Below are 4687 nucleotides of genomic sequence, written 5' to 3'. Positions count from 1 at the left end.
CACCGGAGCGCCGCCCACGCGCAGCCCGTCCACATGCAGCGCGCCGAGTTCGGGCCCGGCCAGCGGTGTCAGCCGGACGGTGCCGGCCGGTACGTCCGGGTAGAGCCCCGTGGCCGCCTGTAGCAGCAGCACCGCACCCGCCGCGGCCCAGGCCTGCGGTCGGCACGCGGCCGGGTACGGCACCGGACGGTTCACCAGTGCCCGGTCGTCGCCGCCGTACAGCTCCGGCATCCGGTAGTCGAACGCCTCGGCCGCGCTGAGCAGTCCGTCGGCCAGGCCGAGGGCGGCGTCGCGGTGCCCGCCGCGGGCCAACCCACCGAGCACGATCGCGGTGTCGTGGGTCCAGATCGAGCCACAGTGGTACGACAGCGGGCTGAAGCCGGCGTCGTCGCTGGACATGGTGCGCAGTCCGAACCCGGCGGCCATCGTGTCGGTGGTGAGCAGGTGCGCGACCTGCGCCTCCTCGTCGCGGTCGAGCAGGCCGGTGCCGAGCAGGTGGCCGATGTTGCTGGTCAGCGAGTCGACGGGACGCTTGTCGCGGTCGAGGGCCAGCGCTGGTTGTGGGCCGTGGCGGCCGTCGACCCAGAAGCTCTTCCGGAACCGGTCGACAAGCGCGGCGGCGTGCTCGCGCCAGCGGTCGGCGCCCGGTCGGCCGAAGGCGTCCAGCAGGGCGGCCCCGTTCACGGCGGCCTCGTGCGCGTACCCCTGCACCTCGGCAAGCACGATCGGCGCGGTGGCCAGGGTTCCGTCGTGGAATCGGACGGCGTCTCCGGAGTCCTTCCACCCCTGGTTCGACAACCCGCGACCGGTGGTGTCGACGTACTCGACCAGGCCGTCACCGTCCGGGTCGGCGTGCTCGCCGAGCCAGCGCAGCGCCGCCTCCAGGTGCGGCAGCAGGGGCTCGATCTGCACGGCGGGCATTCCCCACCGCCACGCGTCGTGCAGCAGGTTGACCCAGAGCATGGTGGCGTCGACGGTGCCGTAGTACGCCGGCGGAAGGTGCAGGCCGTTCTCGGGCAGGGCGAACTCGTGGCGCCGCAGCTCGTGCAGGATCTTGCCGGGGGCCTCGCCGGTCGTCGGGTCGATCCGGGTGCCCTGCCGGCGGGCGAGGACGCGCAGGGTGCCGGCGGCCAGGTCGGTGCCGAGCGGCAGCATCATCCGGGCGGCCCAGAGGCTGTCCCGGCCGAACAGGGTGAGGAACCAGGGCACCCCGGCGCCGAGGAACACGTCCCCCGGGGCGCCGGTCTCGGCCAGCCGGAGGCCCCGCAGGTCGTCGAGGCTGCGGTCGAGCAGCCGGACGAGGCGTCGGTCGTCGGCGCTCACCTCGGGTCGGGACCATTCGGGCTCGCCGGCCGGGCCGACGACGACGGCGCGCGGGTCGTCGACGGCCAACTGCCAGCGCAGCACGGTCTCGCCGCCGGGGGGCAGGTCGACCGGCCAGACCAGCCGGGGAGTGGTGGCCCGCTCGCCGTCGGCGAGCACGTCGGCGCCTGGCGCGGTGACGGTGACGGTGATCCCGGTGCCCGTCCAGGTGAGCGTGCCGGGCTGGCCGGTGCTGGCCGCCAGCGCGTCGGTGGCGCGACCAGACTTGACGACCTCGATGGGGGCGAGGTCGCAGCCGAGGTCGACGGAGACAGTGGCCCGTACGCCAACAGTGGCGGTGGAGCGGATGCGCAGCTCCTCGGTGAGACCGTTGCGGGTGGCCCGGCGGGTCCGGTCGACCCGGACGGTGGGGTCGGGTGTGGGGTCACCGAGCCAGCGGGCCAGGCTCACGAAGTGCGCGCCGTGCGGTCCGACGTCGCCCCGGGTCAGCCCTTCGAGCTCCTGGTCGTCGACAAGCAGCTCGGCGCGGGAGAGCACCCGGGCATCGGCGTGGAAGACGCCCTGGACGCCGGTCGGGCGGATCTGCCCGGTCGCGTCCCCCAGCGCGCTGGTGGGGGCGAAGACCACCCCGACCAACTCGTGCAGGAGGGGTTGCAGCTGGCGTTCGATCACGGTGTGGCTCCAGATCCTCGGGGTGCGGGGCGGACGTCTTGACAACGCGGCCCCTGGCGGTGCAAAGTGCGAAACATTCCAGAAACTTGAACGATCCAATCCTGCCTTATCCAAATTGGATCGTTCAAGATGGCGAGAGGGATTAAGTGGCCGAAAAGGTGACCATCGCGACGGTGGCCCGGCACGCCCGAGTCAGCCGGCAGACGGTGTCCAACGTGCTCAACGCCCCGCACATCGTGCGGCAGGAGACCCGTCAGCGGGTCGAGGACGCGATCAACGCGCTCGGCTACCGGGCCAACCAGGCCGCCCGGCAGATGCGCACCGGCCGGTCCCGCCTGATCGCCGCCCGGATCGAGCCGACCCGCGACGGCATCAACGGCTCCGTGCTCGACCGCTTCCTGCACGGCCTCACCGAGACCGCCGACGCGGCCGGCTACCGGGTGCTGCTCTACACCGCCACCGACGACGAACGGGAGATCGCCACCTACGGCGACCTGCTCGGCACCTACGAGTTGGACGCGTTCGTGCTGGTCGGCACCAAGTACGGCGACCCGCGTACCCAATGGCTCGCCGACCGGGACGTGCCGTTCGTGACCTTCGGCCGCCCGTGGGACGCGCTCGACGCACACCCCTGGGTGGACGTGGACGGCGCCGCCGGCACCGCCCAGGCCACCCGACGGCTGCTGGACGCCGGCCACCGGCGGATCGCGTTCATCGGCTGGCCGGTCGGCTCCGGCGTCGGCGACGACCGGCGGGCCGGCTGGCGCGACACGCTGCACGCGGCCGGCGTCGACCCGACCGGGCTGCACCGGGAGACCGAGGACGGCATCGCCGAGGGTGAACGTCTGATGCGTGACCTGCTCGTCGCCGTGGCGCCGAGCGCGGTGGTCTGCGCCAGCGACTCGCTCGCCCTCGGCGCCCTCCAGGCGATCCGCGGCGTCGACCCGTCCGTGTCGGTGATCGGCTTCGACGACACACCGGTGGCCGCGGCGGTCGGGCTGACCAGCGTCAGCCAGCCGCTCGGCGAGGCCGCCGCCCGCTGCGTGGACCTGCTCACCGGGGTCCTCGACGGCGACCACGAGACCCCCAACCCCGTGCTGCTCCAGCCCTCATTGGCACTGCGGCACACCGCGTAGCCACACCCCCCACCAGGAGAAACCATGGCACCTCGAACAATCACCCGGGCAGCGGTGGCGGGCCTCGCCGCCGTCGCCCTCCTCGGCTCCGCGGCCTGCGGCAGCGGCTTCGACGACTCCTCCGGCGACACCGCCCAGTCCAGCGGCCCGGCCAGCCTGCAGATCCTCATCGGCTCGTCCGGCGAGGCCGAGACCAAGGCCGTGCAGGACGCCGCCGCGACGTGGGCCAGCAGCTCCGGCAACACCGCGACGGTGACCCCGGCCCAGGACCTCACCCAGCAACTCGGTCAGGCGCTCGCCGGCGGCACCCCACCGGACGTCTTCTACGTGGACGCGGCCCAGTTCGCCAACTACGCCAGCGTCGGCGCCCTCGAGCCGTACGGCGACAAGGTCAGCAACTCCGGTGACTTCTACGAGAGCCTGCGTACCGCCTTCACGTACGACGGCAAGCTCTACTGCGCGCCCAAGGACTTCTCCACGCTGGCCCTGCAGATCAACACGGACCTGTGGACCAAGGCCGGGCTGACCGACGCCGACGTGCCGACGACCTGGGAGCAGCTCACCGCCGCCGCCCAGAAGATCAAGGCCAAGGGGCAGGTCCCGCTGGCCCTCGGCGACACCCGGGACCGGATCGGTGCCTTCATGGTGCAGAACGGCGGCTGGCTGGTCAGCAAGGACGGCAAGCAGCCCACCGCTGACACCCCGGAGAACCTCGCCGCCCTCCAGTACGTCAAGACCATGCTCAGCACCGGGCTGGCCAAGTACCCCAAGCAGCTCGACGCCGGCTGGTCCGGTGAGGCGTTCGGCAAGGGCAAGGCCGTGATGACCATCGAGGGCAACTGGATCAAGGGTGCCCTGCAGAACGACTTCCCCAACGTGAAGTACAAGGTGGTGGCGCTGCCGGCCGGCCCCAAGGGGCAGGGCACGCTCTCCTTCACCCAGTGCTGGGGCATCGCCGCGAAGAGCAAGTACAAGGATCAGGCGATCAAGTTCGTCGAGGCGATGACCAGCGGCGAGCAGCAGATGACCTTCGCGAAGGCGTTCGGTGTCATGCCGTCCCGCCAGTCGGCGCGCGACCAGTACACCGCCGCCTTCCCGGCGGACAAGGTGTTCGTCGACGGTGCCGCGTACGCCCAGGGCCCGGTGAACGCCCCGAAGATGGACAGCGTCCTCAAGGACCTCGACACCGGTCTGCAGGGGCTGGCCAACGGTGACCCCAAGACCGTCCTGCAGAACTTCGACAAGAACGCCAAGGCTGCGCTCGGCGGCAGCTGAGGTGACGGCGGGGGCTCCGGCGACCACCGGGGCCCCCGCCGCACGTCGGCCGGAGAGAGGAAGGGAGGGAAGATGGCAACCGAGACACTGACCGCCACGGCCACCGCGACCGGGTCGAGCCCGCGCCGACGCGGGGGCGGCACCCGACGCGACGAGAACCTCGCCGGCTGGCTCTTCGTCGCCCCGGTGATCGTCATTCTGGGGCTGTTCCTGCTGCTGCCCATCCTGATGGCGCTCTGGGTCAGCCTGACCGACTGGAACGGCCAGGGCAGTCCCTTCAC

General features: G+C 72.0%; 3 protein-coding genes and 1 pseudogene. 3 read left to right on the top strand and 1 reads right to left on the bottom strand.

Features of this window, described 5'->3' with window-relative positions:
- Positions 1-1995 (bottom strand): glycogen debranching N-terminal domain-containing protein (locus tag KBX53_RS22975; RefSeq protein ID WP_210861584.1); only part of this gene is annotated, 1995 nt, incomplete at its 3' end.
- Between the two features lie 146 nt (positions 1996-2141).
- On the opposite strand from KBX53_RS22975, the gene KBX53_RS22970 reads away from it, so the two are divergent.
- The 3 genes and pseudogenes from KBX53_RS22970 to KBX53_RS22960 all read left to right on the top strand — a co-directional run.
- On the top strand, positions 2142-3131 hold the full coding sequence (locus tag KBX53_RS22970) for a LacI family DNA-binding transcriptional regulator (protein WP_210861581.1): 990 nt from the start codon (positions 2142-2144) through the stop codon (positions 3129-3131).
- Between the two features lie 24 nt (positions 3132-3155).
- The gene (locus KBX53_RS22965) at positions 3156-4406 is read left to right on the top strand and encodes an extracellular solute-binding protein (RefSeq protein ID WP_210861580.1); all 1251 of its coding nucleotides are present in this window, start codon (positions 3156-3158) and stop codon (positions 4404-4406) included.
- A gap of 72 nt (positions 4407-4478) precedes the next feature.
- Positions 4479-4687: pseudogene (locus tag KBX53_RS22960) on the top strand (sugar ABC transporter permease); the annotation flags it as partial.

Source organism: Micromonospora sp. M51 (assembly GCF_018070305.1).
In the GTDB taxonomy this organism is placed as follows: domain Bacteria; phylum Actinomycetota; class Actinomycetes; order Mycobacteriales; family Micromonosporaceae; genus Micromonospora; species Micromonospora parva.
This window is presented reverse-complemented; position numbering and strand designations above follow the sequence as displayed.